Consider the following 15,540-nt stretch of genomic DNA (forward strand, 5'->3'; position numbering starts at 1 on the left):
TGGAATTCTGCTCCGGAAAACTCAGGACTGGCTGGAAGCCGAGGGCGCGGCGGCCGGTGAGGCGCCGCCCTCGGGGGTGAATTCGCCGACGGTGACGCTCTTGACGGCGATTTTCGTCTTCGGGGTCACCTTGTCGCCGGCGGCGTTCGCCACCGTCGGGATCTTGCTGATCTTGGTGACGGTGTCCAGGCCTCCGGTGACCTGGCCGACGATGGAGTACTCCGGGTCGGCCGTGGTGAAGTCCTTGAAGAAGATGAGGAACTGGCTGCCGTTGGTGCCCGGCGGGTCGCCGATCATCGCGACGGTGCCCTTGGGGTAGAGCGGCGCTGCGGCGGTCGGGGCCGGCGAAGCGGACGAGGAGGGCGCCAGCGGCACGTTCTCGTTGTAGATGCTGTACGTCGGGCCACCCTGGCCGGTGGCGGTCGGGTCGCCGCAGCGGATCGCGCCGTCGGCGGTGATCTCGTGGCAGGTGGTGTTGTCGTAGAACTGCTTGCTCGCGAGATAGCCGAGGTCGGCGGAGTTGCAGGGCGCGTCGGCGAGGTCGAGCGTCACCACGATCGGGTCGCCCTGGTCCGTGGTGAGCGTCATGGCCCGCGTGCCGGAGGTGGGGATGCCGGTGGTCGGGGGCTCACCCACGTCCTTCAGGCTCTTGTTGCTCTCGGTGCTCTGCGGGGTCCACGCGCAGATGTCGGAATTGGCGGCGTCGGTGTTCGTCTCGTCGCCGTCGAAGGCACCGCCCAGCCAGGCGACACCGCCGATGATGACGATCAGCGCCACCGCGGCGCCCACACCGGCCTGGATCTGCCGACGCCGGCGCTGCTTGACGGCCCGGCGCGCCATCTGGCGGTCGAACTTGTCACGCGCCAGCTTCCGCTGCCGGTCCTTGCTGGAAGCCACCGAGTGCTCCCCCTCCTAGATCCTGTGACGCGACGATAGATCCTGTGACGCGACGAAAACCCGTGACGCGACCCAAATGCCTGTGACGCGACCCAAATGCCCGTGACGCGCGAGCGGGAATAAAAGAGCCAGAGCGCCAAGCCACACGCCCGCAAGAGTGTACGGGTAACGCCTGGGAAAGTGGTGTGCGAGGTTCCGTGCCGGTGTGTACGTTGCGTCCAGCTAGGCTTCCGGGTGAAAAGAATGGGCTGAAGCAACGGGTGAAGAAGGAAGGGGTGCGGAGTGCTCGTCACCGGTTTTCCCGCAGCTGCGCTCGGCACCAACTGTTATGTGCTGGCGACCGGTCCTGGTGAACAGGCGCTGATCGTCGACCCGGGCATCGGCGTGATCGATCAGCTCGACGAGGTGCTCGCCAAGCACCGGTTGCAGCCCGCCGCGGTGTTGCTGACCCACGGCCACTTCGACCACACGTTCTCCGTCGCGCCGGTGTGCGGTGCTCGCGGCATCACCGCGTACGTTCATCCGGCTGATCGCGAGATGCTCGCCGACCCGATGAAGGGTATGGGCATGAGCCTCGACCAGATGCTCGGTGGACGGTTCACCTACACCGAGCCGGACGACGTCGCGGAGCTGACCGACGGCGCCACGCTGAGCCTCGCCGGGTTGGAGATCACCGTCGACCACGCACCGGGCCATACGGGCGGGTCGGTGATCTTCCGGGTGCCGGGTTCCGGCACGTCGTGGGAGGCGGAGCAGATCTGCCTCACCGGTGACGTGCTCTTCGCCGGCTCCATCGGCCGCACCGACCTGCCGGGTGGTAACACCTCCGTGATGATGACCAGCTTGCGGGAGAAGATCCTGCCGCTGGCGGACGACACGGTGGTGCTGCCCGGCCACGGATCCGAGACGACGATCGGCCGTGAGCGCGCCCAGAACCCGTACCTGCGGGAACTGACGGCAGCGCCGGGCCTGTAACTCAAGGAGCATCATGAGCAAGCCCACCCCGCTGTCCGGCTTCCCGGAATACCTTCCGGCCCAGCGCATGATCGAGCAGAACCTGATCGAGCGGATCCGTTCGACGTTCGAGCTGTACGGTTTCGCGCCGCTCGAGACGCGTGCGGTCGAGCCGATGGACCAGTTGCTGCGCAAGGGCGAGACCTCCAAAGAGGTGTACGTCCTGCGCCGGCTGCAGGAGGACCCGAACGCCGAGAAGGACGACAACGCCCTCGGGCTGCACTTCGACCTGACGGTGCCGTTCGCGCGGTTCGTGCTGGAGAATTCCGGCAAGCTGCAGTTCCCGTTCCGGCGTTACCAGATCCAGAAGGTGTGGCGCGGTGAACGCCCGCAGGAGGGCCGCTACCGCGAGTTCCTGCAGGCCGACATCGACGTGGTCGACCGGGACAACCTGCCGTTCCACTACGACACCGAGATGCCGCTGGTGGTCGGTGACGCGCTCCGGTCGCTGCCCATCCCGCCCGCGACGATCCTGGTCAACAACCGCAAGGTGTGCGAGGGCTTCTACCGCGGCCTAGGCCTGGAGGACCCGGACGAGGTCCTGCGTACGGTCGACAAGCTGGACAAGATCGGGCCGGTGAAGGTCGCCGAGCTGCTGGTTGCCAAGGGCGCGTCGGCCGCGCAGGCGGAGGCGTGCCTGCAACTCGCGCAGATCTCCACGAGCGATGCCTCGTTCGTCGACCGGGTCCGCAAGCTGGGCGTCGACAACGACCTGCTCACCGAGGGCCTCGAGGAGCTGGCCCGGGTCGTGGAGACGGCGAACGAGCACGCTCCGGGGCTGATCCGGGCCGAGCTCAAGATCGCCCGGGGGCTGGACTACTACACCGGCACGGTCTACGAAACCGAGCTCCAGGGGTACGAGCGCTACGGCTCGATCTGCTCCGGAGGCCGCTACGAGAACCTGGCGTCGTCGGGTAATGAGCGTTTCCCCGGCGTCGGCATCTCCATCGGTGTCTCCCGCATTCTCGGTCTGCTCTTCGGCCGGGACGCGCTGACGATCTCGCGCAGCGTCCCCACCACCGTGGTGGTCGCGCTGCCCCAGGAGGATTTGCGTGTCCGTTGCGATCAGATCGCCCGGTCGCTGCGGTCCCGCCGGATCAGCACCGAGGTCGCCCCGACGGCGGCGAAGTTCGGCAAGCAGATCCGGTTCGCCGAGCGCCGCGGCATCCCGTACGTCTGGTTCCCGGGTGCCGACGGTGAGCCGGACACCATCAAGGACATCCGCTCGGGTGAGCAGGTCGAGGCCGACGCCGCGACCTGGGAGCCCCCGGCGCAGGACCGCACGCCGCTAGTCCAGGGCGTCTAGAAACTCCTCGATCGCCGTGCCGACCACCCCGAGCACCTCGGTGTAGTTGCGCAGCGGCCCCGGCACGCGGAGCGAGTGCTCGCCGTTCTCGACGGTGAGCACTCGCTTTCCCGTTGCCCGGGCGGCATCGGCGTCCCACCACTCGTCGGCCGTCCCGCAGACGAGCAGCTGCGGCGCCGTGTTGCGGGTGATCCCGTCGACCACTGCGGGCCGGGTGAGCAGTGGCGTCAGCCAGATCGCGGGCAGCGAGTGCTCGGCGGCCAGTGCGGCGGCGTACGTCCCGAACGACTTGGCGATCACCACGGGTTGCGCGCCGGCGGGCAGCCGTCGCAGGGCCAGCTCGACATGCACCCGGACGAACGGCTCGGGGTCGACGTCGAGGTCGAGGATGCCCCGGGGTGGCGACCAGGTGACGGTCTCGATGTGCGCCTCGCGATCGCGCAGCGCCTCCCAGCCGAGATCCGGCAGGGTGGTGAGATGCCCGGTGCCCCCGGGGACGACAATTCCCGCGATCATGGGGGTCAATATAGATCCTATGTGCACTCTGGGATGCCGTTAACGCAATGGACACGTGTCGATACGCTGGGTGAAATCGGCTGTTCCTAGCTTTCGGGGCACGAACCCGCGGGCGAAGGGACAAGTCCCATGTCACCTGTCAGACGGACCCTCATCACGCTGCTTGCCGCCGGCCTGCTCGCCGGTGGCTGCGCCAACGATCCTTCCGGGAGCGGTGGGAGCGGCGGCGACACCATCAAGGTCGGCATTCTGCATTCGCTGAGCGGCACCATGGCCATCAGCGAGGTGACCGTACGCGACTCGGAGCTGCTCGCCATCGAGGAGGTCAACGCCGCCGGCGGCGTACTCGGCAAGAAGCTGGAGCCCGTCGTGGAGGACGGCGCGTCCGACTGGCCGACGTTCGCCGAGAAGGCGCAGAAGCTGATCAACGAGGATAAGGTCGCGACGACGTTCGGCGGATGGACGTCCGCCAGCCGCAAGGCGATGCTGCCGGTCTTCGAGCGCAACAAGGCCCTGCTCTGGTATCCGGTGCAGTACGAGGGGCTGGAGAGCTCGCCGTACATCTTCTACACCGGCGCGACCACGAACCAGCAGATCGTGCCCGCCCTCGACTACCTCAAGCAGCAGGGCAAGAAGTCGGTCTTCCTGGTCGGCAGCGACTACGTGTTCCCGCGGACCGCCAACAAGATCATCAAGGCGTACGCCGCCGCGAACGGCATGACGATCTCCGGCGAGGAGTACACGCCGCTGGGGACCACCGAATACTCGACGATCGTCAACAAGCTCGGGCAGGCCAAGCCGGACGTCGTCTTCAACACGCTCAACGGCGACAGCAACGTCGCGTTCTTCAAGCAGCTGCGCAGCGCCGGGTTCACCGCGCAGACCATGCCCACGGTGAGTGTCAGCGTCGCCGAGGAGGAGGTCACCGGCATCGGGCCCGCCAACGTCGCGGGTCACCTGGTGGCATGGAACTACTACCAGACCACCGAGGGCACTACGAACAGTACGTTCGTCAAGGCCTACAAGGCGAAGTACGGCGCGGACAAGGTCACCTCCGACCCGATGGAGGCCGGCTACAACGCCGTGAAGCTGTGGGCCGCCGCGGCGGCGAAGGCCGGCAGCGTGGACGTCGACGCCGTCAAGAAAGCCGCCGGCGGGATCTCGCTGGACCTGCCCGAGGGCAAGGTCACCATCGACGGCGAGAACCAGCACGTCTACAAGACCGCGCGGATCGGCCTCATCCAGCCCGACGGCCAGATCAAGGAGGTCTGGAACTCCGGCGCCCCGATCAAACCCGACCCCTACCTCAAGGGGTACGCCTGGGCTGCCGGGCTCTCCTGATGAAAATACTCGAAGAGGGAGGCCTGTCCTGATGGGAACCCTCAACCAGCTCGTCATCGGGGCGAGCATCGGGGCGGTGCTGCTGCTCGCCGCGCTGGGTCTGACGTTCACGTTCGGCCAGATGGGCGTGATCAACATGGCGCACGGCGAGTTCATCATGGCGGGGGCATACACGGCCTATGTGCTGCAACCGCTCGCCGGTGACCAGGCGGTGCTCGTCGCGCTGCCGGTCGCGTTCGCGGTCGGCGGGGTGCTGGGCCTGATCCTGGAACGGCTGATCATCCGGCGCTTCTACGGCCGCCCGCTGGACACGCTGCTGCTGACGTTCGGCATCAGCCTGATCCTGCAGCAGGCGGCCCGGGACATCTTCGGCGCGCCGAACGTGCAGGTCGACGCGCCGGGCTGGCTGACCGGGGGCGTCGACCTGGCCGGGGTGCGGATCGCGTACAACCGGCTGTTCATCCTCGTGCTCGCGATCGGGTGCGTGGTGGCGATCTCGCTCTACCTGAGCAAGCTGCGCCAGGGCCGGCGGATGCGGGCGGTGATGCAGAACAGACAGCTCGCGGCGGTCAGCGGGGTGGCGACCGGGCGCGTGGATCAGGCCACGTTCTTCATCGGCTCCGGGCTGGCCGGGGTCGCCGGCGTGGCGCTGACGTTGATCGGGCCGGTGGGGCCGACGTTCGGGACCGCGTACATAGTGGACGCCTTTCTCGTTGTCGTGGCCGGCGGCCTCGGTCAGCTGAAGGGTGCGGTGATCGCGGCCTTTGTCCTGGGCGTGCTGAACAGCTTCGTGGAATTCTGGACGGCGAACGGCGCGAGCTTCGCCAAGGTGGTCGTCTTCGCGGTGATCATCGCGTTCCTCCAGGTGAGGCCGCAGGGCATGTTCGTCCTGAAGTCGAGGGCGCTCACATGAGAAACAGGGCCGTATTCGCTGTCGCGGCGATCCTGCTACTGGTGGTCGCGCCGCTGGTGCTGTCGCCGTTCCGCCTCGACCTGCTCGGCAAATACCTCTGCTACGCGATCGTCGCCGTCGGCATCTCCCTCGCGTGGGGCCGCGGCGGCATGCTGACCCTCGGCCAAGGTGTGTTCTTCGGCCTCGGCGGCTACGCGATGGGCATGCACCTCAAACTGCAGGACGGCGAACTGCCCGACTTCATGTCGTGGAGCGGCGTCGAGGAGCTCCCGCTGCTGTGGAAACCCTTTGCCAACCCGGTCTTCGCGTTGGCGATGGTGATCGTGCTGCCGGTGCTGGTCGCGACGCTGCTCGGTCTGCTCGTCTTCCGGCAACGGGTGCGCGGCGCGTACTTCGCGGTGCTGTCCCAGGCGCTCGCGGCGGCGTTCGTCATCCTGCTGATCGGCCAGCAGGGCCTCACCGGCGGCACCAACGGGCTCACCAACTTCCAGTTCTTCTTCGGCCTCGACCTCTACGAGGACGCGGACCGGCGGATCCTCTATCTGGTCACGGCTCTCGTGCTGGGTGCGTCTTATTTGTCGGTACGCCAACTGGTGCGCAGCCGCTACGGACAGCTCCTCGTCGCCATCCGGGACGGCGAAGATCGCGTTCGCTTCCTGGGGTACGACCCCGCGCTCGTGAAGACGGTCGCGTTCGCGGTGTCGGCGGGGCTGGCGGGGATCGCGGGCGCGTTGTTCGTACCCCTCGTCGGCCTGTTGTCGCCCGCCAACCTGGGCATCGTCGCCTCGCTGGAGCTGCTGGTGGGCGTGGCGATCGGCGGGCGATATTCGCTGGCCGGGGCGGTCGCCGGTGCGCTGCTGTTCAACTACGCCAAGACCATCTTCAGCGAGCAGTGGCCGGACGGCTGGCTCTACGTCCAGGGGGCACTGTTCGTCGCGGTCATGGTGTGGGCACCGCGCGGCCTGGCGGGCCTGTCCCACCAGTTCCGCGACGCCCTCTCGTCCCGGCGAAAAGTCGAGGTACAAGCATGAGTGCGCTTCTTGAAGTACGCGGTCTCAACGTCGTGTTCTCGGGGTTCCACGCGATCACGGATCTGGACTTCACCCTGCAAGCGGGGGAGCTGCGGTTCCTCATCGGACCGAACGGCGCGGGCAAGACCACGCTGATCGACGTGATCACCGGGCTGACCAGGCCGGCGTCGGGCTCGGTGCAGTTCGCGGGCGAGGAACTGGTCGGCAAACGGGAGTACAGGATCGTGCGCGCGGGCGTCGGGCGTACGTTCCAGACCTCGGTGGTCTTCGACGAGCTCAGCGTGCTCGACAACCTCGACCTGGCAGCGGGCTTCCGCCGAAGAATGACGGGCCTGCTGCGCCGCCGCCACGGCATCTCCGACGACGTGGCCTCGGCGCTGGACACGATCGGCCTCGGCGACCTGGCCGACCGCCCGGCCGGGGTGCTGTCCCACGGTCAGCGCCAATGGCTGGAGATCGGCATGCTGGTCGTGCAACGCCCCCGCCTGCTCCTGCTCGACGAGCCGGTCGCGGGCATGAGCCGCGACGAACGCGACCGCACCGGCGAACTGATGCAGTCGGTGGCCAAGGACCACACGGTCCTGGTGGTGGAGCACGACATGGCGTTCCTGCGCCGTTTCGCCAGCACGGTCACGGTCCTGCACGAGGGCCGATTGTTGTGCGAGGGGACGGTCGCCGAGGTGCAGGCCGACCCCCGGGTGCAGGAGGTCTACCTCGGACGCAAGGAGAGGGTCTAGATGCTCGAGGTCAAGGACCTGCACGTCGCGTACGGCCGGGCCCGCGTCCTGTTCGGCGTGGACCTCCAGGCGCCCCCGGGCTCCCTGGTCTGCCTGATGGGCCGCAACGGCGTCGGCAAAACCACCCTGCTCAAGGCCGTCATGGGCGTCCTCCCGGCCCGCCAGGGCACAGTGCTGTTCGACGGCAGGGACATCACCAGGGCCCACGTCCACGCGCGGGTCCGCGCCGGCCTCGGCTACGTCCCCCAGGGCCACGAAACCTTCCCCCAGCTCACCGTCGCCGAGAACCTCCAGGTGGCCCGCGAGTCCACCCCGAAGGCCCGCCCCGGCACCCTCGACGAGGCACTGGACCTCTTCCCAGCCCTGCGCGGCCTGCTCAAACGCCGCGCAGGCTTCCTCTCCGGCGGCCAGCAACAACAACTCGCCATCGCCCGAGCCCTGGTCACCGAGCCGAGAATGCTCCTCCTCGACGAGCCGACCGAGGGCATCCAGCCATCCATCGTCCAGGAGATCGAAGCCGCAATCCGCCAACTCCACGCCACGGGCCTGACCATCCTGCTGGTCGAGCAATACCTCGAACTGGCCCTCCGCCTGGCCGACCACTTCGTCATCCTCGACGCCGGCGAGGTCGTCCGAGCCGGCGCCGCCACCGAACTCCACAACGACGAGGGGGTACGCCGCCTCCTGGCCGTCTGACCACAGTGGCCTGCCGGCGAGCTGCAATGCGTCGTGGCAGGGGCCGTTTCCGTGCGGCGGTCGCGTCGTTCCGGCTGCCCGACGTCCGGCGGTGCCGAAATGGGCGGCGATGACGGCTGGAGCTGGTCAACGGCACGAAGTTGCGCCGAAACGAGCTGTGTCGCAATCTTCTGCGGCGTCAGGTGTCAAGCGCAGGCCAATCGCGTCTGGCCGGGAAACACATGCTTTTGCTGTCAGACGCGATTGGCCGGATTTGACAGACCACACCGCAGAAAGTTCTCGCATCCCGGTGTCCGGCGCAACATTCAGCCTCGCGGCATGGACTGCAGCACCTGGCGGGTTTCGTGACCATCGACCGTGACACCCACCAGTCGGGCGACTTCATGGGTGGACAAGTGGGCCGCACACGGCACGACGATCCGTGTCCGGGACGCCACCGGCATCGGCCAGGGAAAGGTGATCCGCCGGGTCCGAACTACTCAGGGCCCTAGGGAAGGTCGAAGAGCATGCAGGTGGAAGTGGTGTGGGCGATCAGGCGGCCGTCGGCGAGGGCTGTGACGGCATCTCGAACAGCATGCAGCTGGATGTGGCGTGCGCGACCAGGCGGCCGGCGGAGTCGGTCATGCGGGCCTCGGCGAGGGCGGTGCGGCGGCCGCGCTGCAGGACCGAGCCGGTGGCGGTGATCATGCCGGAGGCGAGGGTGACGGCGCGCAGGAACTTCACGTTGAGGTCGAGGCTGGTGTAGCCGACCCCGGCGGGCAGGGTGCTGTGCACCGAGCAGGCCGCGGCGGTGTCGAGCAGCGTCGAGAGCACGCCGCCGTGGACCGTGCCGAGCGGGTTGTAGTGGAACTCCTGGGGGCGGACGCCGACCGTGACGCTGCCCTCGACGACCTCGAACTTCTCGATGTCCATCAGGTGCATGATCGGGGGAGCGGGGACCTCGCCGCGGGACATGGCCTGGAGCAGTTCGAGGCCGGAGCGGTTGCCGAGCAGGGCGGCGTTCTGCGCCGGGTCCGACCACCCGAAGGTGCGGGTCCGGGTCTCGTCCTGAGTCTGGGTCATGGACGCAGGTTGGCAGGACTGGCTGCATCTGTCAACGAGACCTAGGCTGGCGGGTATGACCCAGACCACAGCACGCCCCGAGGCACTGGACTGGTCCGTCGATACCTGCACGATCGGCCGCGCGATGGAGGTTCTGGGGGAGAAGTGGACCCTGGAGGTGCTCCGGGAGGTGTTCAACGGGATCCGGCGCTTCGCGGACATGCGCGAGCGCACCGACATCCCCCGGCAGGTCCTCACCAACCGGCTCCACTCCCTGGTGGCGTGCGGGGTGCTGCGCCGCGAGCCGTACCAGGAGCCCGGGGCGCGGGTCCGCCACGAGTACCGGCTGACCGCGAAGGGACTGGACCTCTACCCGGTGCTGGTCGCGGTCAAGGAATGGGGCGACCGGTATCTCGCCGAGCCCGAGGGGCCGCCGCTGACCATGGTGCACCGGGAGTGCGGTGCCGAGATCCACGGCGAGCTGCACTGCGGGAGCGGGCACGCCGTCACGGCGTACCGTGAGATCGTGCCTCGTCCCGGACCCGGCGCGCAGCGGCGATAGGCTCTCCGGCCGTGACCACCACGGCCTGGGCCCCTCTGCACGACAAGATCTTCCGCGGGCTCTGGATCGGCGTGCTCGCCAGCAACGTGGGCACCTGGATGCAGACCGTCGGGGCGTCGTGGCGGCTGGTCGCCGAGCCGGACGCCGCGACCTGGGTGAGCCTGGTGCAGACCGCGACCATGCTGCCGGTGCTGCTGCTGGCGCTGCCGTCGGGGACGCTCGCCGACACGTTCGACCGGCGCCGGCTGCTGCTCGGGGTGCAGGTCGCGCTTTTCGCGGTGGCCACCACGCTGACCCTGCTGACCGCGGCGGACCTGATGCCGCCACCGCTGCTGCTGGTCTTCACGTTCCTGCTCGGGGTCGGGCAGGCGCTGACGCTGCCGACCTGGCAGGCGGTGATCCCGGAGGTGGTGCCGCGCGATGAGCTGGCGTCGGCGTCCGCGCTCGGGGCGGTCAACACCAACCTCGCCCGGTCGGCGGGTCCCGCGGTCGCCGGGCTGCTGGTCGCGCATGCCGGCGTACCCGTCGTCTTCGGTCTCAATGCCCTGTCCTTCGCCGTCTTCGCGCTGGCGTTGCTGCGCTGGCGGCGCCCGAAGCAGGGTGGCGGCGGGCAGGCCGAGCGGTTCGGCCCGGCGCTGCGGGCCGGGGGACGGTACGTGCGCTACTCGCCGGTCGTCCGCCGGATCCTGCTGCGGGTCGTGCTCTTCGTGCTGCCGGGCAGTGTCGTCTGGGGCCTCGTGCCGCTGGTCGCCGACCAGCAGCTGCACATGGGCTCGCGGGGTTACGGCGTGCTGCTCGCCGCGCTCGGGGTCGGCGCGATTCTCGGGGCGCTGCTCATGCCCCGGATCCGGGAGAAGGTCCCGCCCAACCGGCTTCTGATCATTTCCGGCCTGGTGTACGCCGCGGCGCTCAGCGTCGTAGCGCTCGTCCCGCATCCGCTCGCGGTGATCCCCGTGCTGGTCGCCGCCGGGCTCGCCTGGATGGTGCAGGTGTCGCGGATGAACGCCAGCCTGCAGCTCTTCCTGCCCAGCTGGGTCCGCGCCCGCGGGTTCGCCGTCTACCAGGTCGTCTTCGCGGGTGCCCAGGCGGTCGGCGCGTTCGCGTGGGGACAGGTCACCCAGCACTCGAACCTGACGGCGGCGTACCTGCTGGCGGCGGCGCTGATGCTGCTCGGGACGGCGACCGTGCCGTGGCTGCCGCTGCACGCCCACGCCGACGACCGGGGCGGGCCGGTGAACTTCTGGCCCGAGCCGCACCTGATGCTCGAGCCGCACCTGGATGAGGGGCCGGTCCTGGTCACCAACCGCTACCGGGTCGCGAAGGAGAACCGGGACGCGTTCGTGGCCGCGATGCAAGCGGTGCAGCGGTCCCGGCGGCGGACCGGCGCGTCGCGCTGGGGACTGTTCCGCGACGGCGAGGACAGGGCGGTCTTCGTCGAGGTCTATCAGGTGCCGACCTGGGAGGAGCACCTGCGCCAGCACGACGAGCGGATGACCGGAGCGGACGAGGACGCGGAGGCGAAAGCGGTCGCTCTGGCGCAGGGTCAGCCGGACGTCACGCACCTGCTGCCCGCCGACTCCCCCGATTAGCCCGATGTTTCGGAATTGTTCCGTTTAACCTCAAAGGTGAACCGCAGTCCACTGCGGTGCGCCGGTTTCCCGCGGCGGAGAACAGCAGGTGAAGGCGTGAACGAGGAGGTCCCGTGTCGGCCCGCTTGCTGGTCATAGGTGGAGCCGAGCGGCACAGCCAGGGCGGCACCTCCATCCTGCGGCGGTTCGTCGAGCTGGCCGGGGGAGCGGACGCCGACATCGTGGTCATCGCCACCGCGAGCAGCGAGCCGGCCGTACTCGAAGCCGAGTACGCCACCCTGTTCACCCGTTTCGGCGCGCGCCGGGCCCGGGGTCTGCGCATCGCCACCCGGGCCCAGGCCAACGACCCCGCCGTCGTGCACGCCCTCGCTCCGGCGACGGGGGTGTTCTTCACCGGCGGCGACCAGCAGCGGATCACCAGCGTGCTCGGCGGGACGCTGACCGACTCGGCCCTGCAGACGCTGGTGCGCACCGGCACGATCGTGCTCGGCGGCACCAGCGCGGGGGCCGCGATGATGTCCGGCACGATGATCCTCGGCGGCGCGGCGCCCGGCATCGGGCGGGCCAGCGTGCGCACCGGCCCCGGGCTGGAATTCCTGCCCGGGGTCCTCATCGACATGCACTTCGCCGAGCGGGGGCGGCTCAACCGGCTGCTCAGCGCGGTCGCGCTCTACCCGCACGAGCTGGGCCTGGGCATCGACGAGGACACCGCGATCCTCGCCGAGGGCGACCGGTTCCAGGTGCTCGGCTCCGGCACGGTTACGGTCGTCGACGCGGGTGCCGCGGGCGACATCACGGTCCCTGCCGAAGGGCCCATCGGCCTCGCCGGGGCACGGATCCACGTGCTGCCCGCCGGGAGCAGTTTTGAGATGTCCGGACGCCGCCCCGCGCTCGCCGGGGTCGCCGGATCACCTGGGATCGGGGAACGGGGACCAGCTTCATGAAGATTCTGAGCCTGCGCCGGCTGCGCGGCCCGAACGTCCACCTGTCCCGCCCCGCGATGGTGGTACGCCTCCGGCTCGACGGGCTGACCGGGGTGGAGACCAGCGACATCACCGGGTTCGCCGAGCGGTTGCTGCGGGCCCTGCCCGGGCTCACCGAGCACCACTGTGCGGCGGGGGCACCGGGCGGCTTCGTCAGCCGGATGCGCGGCGGCACCTACTTCGGGCACGTCACCGAGCACGTGACCCTCGAGCTGTCGCAGCGGATCGGGCGGGATGTCAGCTTCGGGCGTACGGTGTCGGGCCCGGAGCCGGGTGTCTACGACCTGATCATCGAGTGCCCGGTCGACGAGTCGCCCGAGTCGGAGCTGCCCGCTCAGCTGCTCGACGCCGCGATCGACCTGGTCACGACCGTCGCGGGTGGCGCCACGGTCACCGGCCTCGAGCTGGAGCAGCGGCTCGCCGTGCTCAGCGAGCTGGCGGAGCGGTCGGACACCGGGCCCAGCACCCGGTCGATCATCGCCGCCGCCCGGCGCCGGGGCATCCCCGTCGAGCGCTACGACGACCTCAGCCTGCTGCGGCTGGGCTGGGGCACGCGGCGCCGGCTCGCCTGGGCGGCGATGACCGACCGGACCAGTGGCGTCGGGATCGACGTGGCCGGGGACAAGCAGGTCACCCGGCGGTTGCTGGCCGACGCGGGCATCCCGGTCGCACCCGGCGGCGCGGCATCCCGGGTCGAGGACGCGGTGCGGCTGCTGACGGCGCTGGGCGGGGCCGTCGTGGTCAAGCCCCGGCACGGGCGGCAGGGGGAGAATGTCGCGCTCAATGTGCGTACGGGTGACGAGCTCGCCCTCGCCTTCACGGCCGCGGGCGGCGACGTGGTGGTGGAACGGCAGCTTCCCGGCCGCGACTACCGGGTGCTCGTCGTGGCGGGCGAGGTCGTGGCCGCCGCCGAACGGATCCCCGCGCACGTGGTCGGCGACGGCGAGAGCACGATCGAGCAGCTCGTGGCGGCGACCAACGCCGACCCGCGCCGCGGCACCGGGCACTCGCGGATGCTGACCCGGATCACGCTCGACGAGACCGCGCGCAAGGTCCTGCGTGGCCAGGGCCTAGAACTGGGCAGCGTCCCCGGCGCCGGCGAGAAGGCCTGGCTGCGGGACAACGCCAACCTGTCGACCGGTGGGACCGGCCACGACGTGACCGACCGGGTGCACCCCGACGTCGCACGGATCTGCCTGCGGGTCGCCGCCGTGGTCGGGCTGGACATCGCCGGCATCGACCTGCGGCTGCCGGACATCGCCGCGCCGGTCGCACCGCCCGGTGACCCGGACGAGATCACCGCCGGGGTCATCGAGGTCAACGCGGTGCCCGGTCTGCGGATGCACCTTGCCCCCGTACGCGGGCGCGCGCGAGACGTCGGCGACGCGATCGTCCGGGCGATGTTCCCCGGTGGCTCCGACGGGCGGATCCCCACGATGAGCGTCACCGGCACCAACGGGAAGACGTCGGTGGCCCGGATGGCGGCGTTCATGCTGGCCGGCGACGGGCTGCGGGTCGGCCTGACCACCACCGACGGCGTCAGCATCGACGGGCGCACGGTGTTCCGCGGCGACGCGACCGGCCCCCGCTCCGCGCAGATGGTCCTCGGCGACCCGGCGGTGCAGGCGGCGGTGCTGGAGACCGCGCGGGGCGGGCTGTTGCGCCGTGGCCTCGGCTACGACCGGACCGACGTCGGCGTCCTCACCAACATCACCGTCGACCACCTCGGTCAGGACGGTATGGGCTCCATCGAGGACATCGCCCACGTCAAGGCGCTGGTCGCCGAGCGGGTCCGGGACGGCGGCACGCTCGTGCTCAACGCGGACGACCCGTGGGTGCGCAGCCTGGCCGAGAGCCCCCGGGTACGCGCTGACCGGAAACGGCTGGTCTGGTTCGGCACCGACACGCAGCAGCCCGTCGTCGCGTCGCACCTGGCCGGGGGCGGTACGGCGTACGTGCTGCAGGACGGCTGGCTCGTGCAGGCGACGGGGGCACGGCGTACGCAGCTGTTGCGGGTCGCCGAGGTGCCCGGGGCGTTCGGGGGCGCGGCGCCGTACGCGGCGGTCAACGCCCTCGCGGCGATCGCCGCCGCCCGCGCGCTCGGTGCCCCGGCCGGCGTGATCGCCGAGCGGCTGGCCGAGTTCGAGCCGCGGGTGCACAACCCCGGGCGCGGCACGGTGCTGCGGCTCGCCGGGGTCACCCTCTTTGTCGACTATGCGCACAATCCGGCGGCGCTGGCCGCGGTGCTGCGTACGCTCCACCGCCTCTACGGCCCGGACCGCTGTACGGCCCTGGTGACGCTGCCCGGTGACCGGCGCGACGATCTGCTCGCCGCCAGCGCCCAGGTCGTCGCCGACGGGGTGACCCGGGCGGTGCTCTACGACGACGAGGATCCGCGCGGTCGCGAGCCGGGCGAGGTGAGCGCGCTCGTGGAGCGGGAGATGCGGGCCCGCCGGCCGGGACTGCGGTCGGTGCGGGCCGCCGGTTACCGGGCGGCGGTCGGCGAGGCGATGGCGATGGCGTCGCCGGGTGACGTCGTGCTCGTGCTCTACGAGAGCCTCACGCCGATGCTCCACCACCTGGAGTCCCTGGGAGCGGTCCCAGTTGATGCGGCTCCGGTGGTTCTGCCCGGGTTGCACCCCGCTCCGGTACGCCGTGAGCGTTCCCTTACGGGTGAATTACCCCATCGGTGAGTCACGATGAGCAACAAAGCATGATCGGCGTGCTCAATTCACCTGATCGGGTGGGGTTCCGCAGGTCATTGCCCTGCGGCAAGCAACAGTACGCGCGTACGTGAATATCGCTCAGTTCTCACTGGAGGGTGACGCACGCGTCGCTGCACGTGCAGATTCCCATGTAGATGCCCCATCCGGCGGGTGAAACCCGCAAGTACCGACGAAGCGGGCATACCTGT

At 69.8% G+C, this 15,540-nt stretch carries 14 protein-coding genes; 11 read left to right on the forward strand and 3 right to left on the reverse strand.

Annotated features, from left to right (window positions below; genetic code table 11):
- Positions 1 to 21 precede the first annotated feature (21 nt).
- The gene (locus Aco04nite_RS00550) at positions 22 to 897 is read right to left on the reverse strand and encodes a peptidylprolyl isomerase (protein ID WP_212995222.1); all 876 of its coding nucleotides are present in this window, start codon (positions 895 to 897) and stop codon (positions 22 to 24) included.
- Positions 898 to 1,179: 282 nt separating this feature from the next.
- Here Aco04nite_RS00550 and Aco04nite_RS00555 point away from each other — a divergent pair, with 282 nt between their 5' ends.
- A complete protein-coding gene (locus Aco04nite_RS00555) occupies positions 1,180 to 1,872 on the forward strand; it encodes an MBL fold metallo-hydrolase (protein ID WP_212995223.1) in 693 nt (230 codons plus the stop codon).
- A 13-nt stretch (positions 1,873 to 1,885) separates the two neighbouring features.
- Positions 1,886 to 3,217: a histidine--tRNA ligase gene (gene hisS / locus Aco04nite_RS00560; RefSeq protein ID WP_212995224.1), complete on the forward strand. Its 1,332-nt coding sequence runs from the start codon at positions 1,886 to 1,888 to the stop codon at positions 3,215 to 3,217.
- Here the strand turns inward: hisS and Aco04nite_RS00565 are convergent.
- Positions 3,200 to 3,733: an alpha/beta hydrolase gene (locus Aco04nite_RS00565; protein ID WP_212995225.1), complete on the reverse strand. Its 534-nt coding sequence runs from the start codon at positions 3,731 to 3,733 to the stop codon at positions 3,200 to 3,202. The two genes, hisS and Aco04nite_RS00565, sit on opposite strands and share 18 nt — an antisense overlap.
- Positions 3,734 to 3,862: 129 nt before the next feature.
- Here Aco04nite_RS00565 and urtA point away from each other — a divergent pair, with 129 nt between their 5' ends.
- From urtA to urtE, 5 genes are read left to right on the forward strand one after another with little or no spacing between them, the layout of a single operon-like run.
- The gene (urtA, locus tag Aco04nite_RS00570) at positions 3,863 to 5,074 is read left to right on the forward strand and encodes an urea ABC transporter substrate-binding protein (RefSeq protein WP_212995226.1); all 1,212 of its coding nucleotides are present in this window, start codon (positions 3,863 to 3,865) and stop codon (positions 5,072 to 5,074) included.
- Between the two features lie 31 nt (positions 5,075 to 5,105).
- Positions 5,106 to 5,987 carry an urea ABC transporter permease subunit UrtB gene (gene urtB / locus Aco04nite_RS00575; protein WP_212995227.1) on the forward strand — a complete coding sequence of 294 codons (882 nt, stop codon included), beginning with the start codon at positions 5,106 to 5,108 and terminating at the stop codon, positions 5,985 to 5,987.
- Complete coding sequence (urtC, locus tag Aco04nite_RS00580) at positions 5,984 to 7,018, forward strand: urea ABC transporter permease subunit UrtC (RefSeq protein ID WP_212995228.1); 1,035 nt, start codon at positions 5,984 to 5,986, stop codon at positions 7,016 to 7,018. The genes urtB and urtC overlap by 4 nt, the downstream gene beginning before the upstream one ends.
- On the forward strand, positions 7,015 to 7,755 hold the full coding sequence (gene urtD / locus Aco04nite_RS00585) for an urea ABC transporter ATP-binding protein UrtD (protein WP_212995229.1): 741 nt from the start codon (positions 7,015 to 7,017) through the stop codon (positions 7,753 to 7,755). Before urtC ends, urtD begins: the two co-directional genes overlap by 4 nt.
- Positions 7,756 to 8,451, forward strand: coding sequence for an urea ABC transporter ATP-binding subunit UrtE (gene urtE / locus Aco04nite_RS00590; RefSeq protein WP_212995230.1), 696 nt, complete (start codon positions 7,756 to 7,758; stop codon positions 8,449 to 8,451). It abuts the gene before it with no gap.
- A gap of 531 nt (positions 8,452 to 8,982) precedes the next feature.
- Here urtE and Aco04nite_RS00595 read toward each other — a convergent pair.
- Positions 8,983 to 9,513, reverse strand: coding sequence for a PaaI family thioesterase (locus Aco04nite_RS00595; RefSeq protein ID WP_212995231.1), 531 nt, complete (start codon positions 9,511 to 9,513; stop codon positions 8,983 to 8,985).
- A gap of 55 nt (positions 9,514 to 9,568) precedes the next feature.
- On the opposite strand from Aco04nite_RS00595, the gene Aco04nite_RS00600 reads away from it, so the two are divergent.
- The 4 genes from Aco04nite_RS00600 to cphA all read left to right on the forward strand — a co-directional run bounded on the left by Aco04nite_RS00600 (position 9,569) and on the right by cphA (position 15,319).
- Positions 9,569 to 10,054, forward strand: a complete 486-nt coding sequence (locus Aco04nite_RS00600; protein ID WP_212995232.1) for a winged helix-turn-helix transcriptional regulator — start codon at positions 9,569 to 9,571, stop codon at positions 10,052 to 10,054.
- Positions 10,055 to 10,065: 11 nt separating this feature from the next.
- The gene (locus Aco04nite_RS00605; RefSeq protein ID WP_212995233.1) at positions 10,066 to 11,643 is read left to right on the forward strand and encodes an MFS transporter; all 1,578 of its coding nucleotides are present in this window, start codon (positions 10,066 to 10,068) and stop codon (positions 11,641 to 11,643) included.
- Between the two features lie 113 nt (positions 11,644 to 11,756).
- Positions 11,757 to 12,587 (forward strand): cyanophycinase, encoded by an 831-nt coding sequence (locus Aco04nite_RS00610; RefSeq protein WP_212995234.1) that lies wholly within the window; start codon positions 11,757 to 11,759, stop codon positions 12,585 to 12,587.
- Entirely contained in the window at positions 12,584 to 15,319 is a 2,736-nt protein-coding gene (gene cphA, locus Aco04nite_RS00615) for a cyanophycin synthetase (RefSeq protein WP_212995235.1), read from the forward strand. Before Aco04nite_RS00610 ends, cphA begins: the two co-directional genes overlap by 4 nt.
- Positions 15,320 to 15,540 lie beyond the last annotated feature (221 nt).

This window comes from Winogradskya consettensis, assembly GCF_018332715.1.
Taxonomy (GTDB): Bacteria; Actinomycetota; Actinomycetes; order Mycobacteriales; family Micromonosporaceae; genus Actinoplanes; species Actinoplanes consettensis.

Coding starts and splice junctions, on each gene's coding strand:
- hisS (WP_212995224.1), top strand. CDS start 1,886: ATGAGCAAGCCCACCCCGCTGTCCGGCTTCCCGGAATACCTTCCGGCC.
- Aco04nite_RS00565 (WP_212995225.1), bottom strand. CDS start 3,733: ATGATCGCGGGAATTGTCGTCCCCGGGGGCACCGGGCATCTCACCACC.
- urtA (WP_212995226.1), top strand. CDS start 3,863: ATGTCACCTGTCAGACGGACCCTCATCACGCTGCTTGCCGCCGGCCTG.
- urtB (WP_212995227.1), top strand. CDS start 5,106: ATGGGAACCCTCAACCAGCTCGTCATCGGGGCGAGCATCGGGGCGGTG.
- urtC (WP_212995228.1), top strand. CDS start 5,984: ATGAGAAACAGGGCCGTATTCGCTGTCGCGGCGATCCTGCTACTGGTG.
- urtD (WP_212995229.1), top strand. CDS start 7,015: ATGAGTGCGCTTCTTGAAGTACGCGGTCTCAACGTCGTGTTCTCGGGG.
- urtE (WP_212995230.1), top strand. CDS start 7,756: ATGCTCGAGGTCAAGGACCTGCACGTCGCGTACGGCCGGGCCCGCGTC.
- Aco04nite_RS00595 (WP_212995231.1), bottom strand. CDS start 9,513: ATGACCCAGACTCAGGACGAGACCCGGACCCGCACCTTCGGGTGGTCG.
- Aco04nite_RS00600 (WP_212995232.1), top strand. CDS start 9,569: ATGACCCAGACCACAGCACGCCCCGAGGCACTGGACTGGTCCGTCGAT.
- cphA (WP_212995235.1), top strand. CDS start 12,584: ATGAAGATTCTGAGCCTGCGCCGGCTGCGCGGCCCGAACGTCCACCTG.